At 43.4% G+C, this 2,591-nt stretch carries 1 protein-coding gene and 1 pseudogene; both read left to right on the top strand.

Going from position 1 to position 2,591, the window contains the following annotated elements; all coding sequences use genetic code 11:
- Positions 1–1,952, top strand: a pseudogene (locus ACED45_RS23835) (T6SS effector BTH_I2691 family protein); the annotation flags it as partial.
- A 3-nt stretch (positions 1,953–1,955) separates the two neighbouring features.
- A partial coding sequence (locus ACED45_RS23830) for a hypothetical protein (protein ID WP_371715192.1) occupies positions 1,956–2,591 on the top strand: 636 nt, incomplete at its 3' end.

The following is a 2,591-nucleotide window of genomic DNA, read 5'->3' as shown; positions in this document are numbered from 1 at the left end:
CCCTTGTGATTGAAGAAGAAGACCGTATTTGGGCAGAAAGCCAATGGGAGAAACCGACCAGCTTATTACCACTCTATACCTCTGGTTTCAGTCGAAGTGTCTATAATGAGTTGAAAAAATCCATTCCCGAGCCCCTATCAACATCATCAAGCGATGAAGGTACATGGTTAGAGCATGTCTCTTCGGTGAGCAATAAAACGGGGATGTATGCGAAGGTCATGGACTTTGTTACAAACCCAAACACCTCCGAAACCGACATTTTGAAAGACTTGGCAAAAGGCTTTAAAGAGCTCGATACCCTATTCAAAGCCTCTATTAGCGCTGCTTTAAAGGGGGCGTTAGAGCTGGGTGTGAGTTTTACCTCTCAAGCTTCCATTCTATTGATGCCAACGTTGGCTAAGCCATTGCCTCGAAATGGTTTTGTATGGCGAGCGAGTATAGCTGAGCGTATGGCGCAAACGATGCCAGTAAGTATTAATGAAAATTATGCTCAAGGTTTTAAGGATTGGAAAACACGCATTGAAGATAACCTTGCTGAGCTAAAGAAAAACAACAGTATTATTGCTGAGGTGAATCAAAATCAGCGCAAGGCGACAGCTAAGTATAAAGAGGCGTTAAAGAATCAGAAGCGGCTTAAAAAACGATTAGCAGTGACCACTTTAGAATACCCACAACGCATTATACTTCCGGACGATCTACCAAAAGCAACGGTAGAATTTCGGGCAAGGATAATCAGCGAAGCCGCAGGTGATTTACATAAACTGTTCGAAAACGCAGGTGGATTGGGGTTTCTCGCTCTTCTGTTTAACAGCATTGCCTTGACCGATGCCATGAGCAGTATTGCCGATACAGGCTTGATGAATTCAGATGAATTCTTAGACATACAACAAAAGCTGTTTTATACCGCCAGTGCGTGGACGGGAATTCGGACGGGAAAATTATGGGAGAGCGTAAAGGGGGATGACAGGCTCAGAGCACATTCTTTTAAAACTCTAAAGCAGCTTGTGATTGATGACAAAGACTTTGCAAATGTTGCGATTGATGACTTGAAGGTCTTCAATAAATGGCTCGCGATCACGGGAGCTTTGGGGGCGTTGGCTTCGGGTATTGAGGCATATCGTTCTTGGCAGAGTGCTGATGATGTCTATGGTCTTGAAAAATACCTGCATATAGCAAATACAGCAACACTTGGTTTAACTGGTGCAATTGGTGTGTTCCAGTTCATAGGAGCTTCTAGTGGTACCTTTTCGACTAACTTGCTATTTGGTGGTCCGGTAACGGCAGCTTTAGTTATTCTTACTGTTACATACCTAGCCATTAATTATGGGTTGAATAAGCTGAAACAAGATGATTTCCAAAAATGGTTAGATAAACTGCCTTGGGGCTATCACCCGAGTCGGACGCAGTGGAGTCAATCTGCCAGCTTACCTGAACGAGAGAAGCATAATTCAGCCTTAGTGCAGCAAGCGCTGTTTGACCTGCAATCCATTATTCAGCAGCCAACGGTATACCATCAACCTATTGAAAAAATCCAAGCCTATCCGGGTTACACTCATCGTGAATTAATTGGTTTAGACGTGCATATTCAACTGCCACGCCATGCTGCAACGAATGGTATTTCCGTGAGTACCAATACCAAGGCAACTGAAGATGAGTTGACGTCAGGCTCGTGGCATCAAAACGCTGATTTAGTCACTTTACAAACTCAGAGCCAAGCTAGCAAAGAATTGCTGGTGTATAAGGTAACGTTACCGATCAAAGAAGCCGATCAATACCTTGCCATGAAAGTATCGTATGATGTTGAAGGTGATACCCCAGCCAAGCGTGAGTATTGGTTCCAAAACGGCATAAAACAGAGTGCAACCTGTAGCGTGATTTCAGACAATAGCAAACAAAACACCATTCAGAAATCACTTACCCCCGTTGTCGGCACATTAGGTTTTCAGGAGTAACCCTTGGCATATTCACCATTTTACATCACCCCAGAAGAGTTGGCAGTTTATCAAGAAGCGCAAGAGCAAGAGATTCTTACAGGGAACAATTTAACAACATGGCACAAATATGATGTAGAGGAGCCGTTTCGCTACTACTACAAACTATTTGCGCTTCCATTTGTGAGCGCGCCATTCCTATTAACTTTTTTGATACATACAAGTGACACGGTTGGTGCAACCATTTTTTCTTTTATTTTGTCGGTGATGGTGTCTGGAGCTTTCTACCTTACGATCGGCCTCGATTATCGCTATGACTATATTTTTACTAGTAAAGGCTTTGTGATGAAAAAGCGTCGCAATATGCCTAAGTGGGTGAATACTGCCACGCAAGCCGTTGGTTGGATAGGCGCAGCGGTGTGTGTTTTGATGGTGGCGGTGGTTGGCCCAATGGCATTAGCGGGAGCTGGCGCCCTTATTTTACTCTCATTTGGTCTGTTAAAACGTCAACCCGATGAGAGAACCGAAATTAAAGTGGGTGAACGAGAAGATTGGCTATTTGCTTACTACAATAAAAAAAGGAAAGTTATTGCTATTTACCATAGATATGACAGCAGTAACTATAGAGATATAGCGAAAACGACAGTAGGTCGATGTAAT

This window comes from Vibrio crassostreae, from assembly GCF_041439375.1.
GTDB classification, from domain to species: Bacteria; Pseudomonadota; Gammaproteobacteria; order Enterobacterales; family Vibrionaceae; genus Vibrio; species Vibrio crassostreae_D.
The sequence above is the reverse complement of the archived record's forward strand: the minus strand, read 5'-3'. Positions and strand labels throughout refer to the sequence as shown.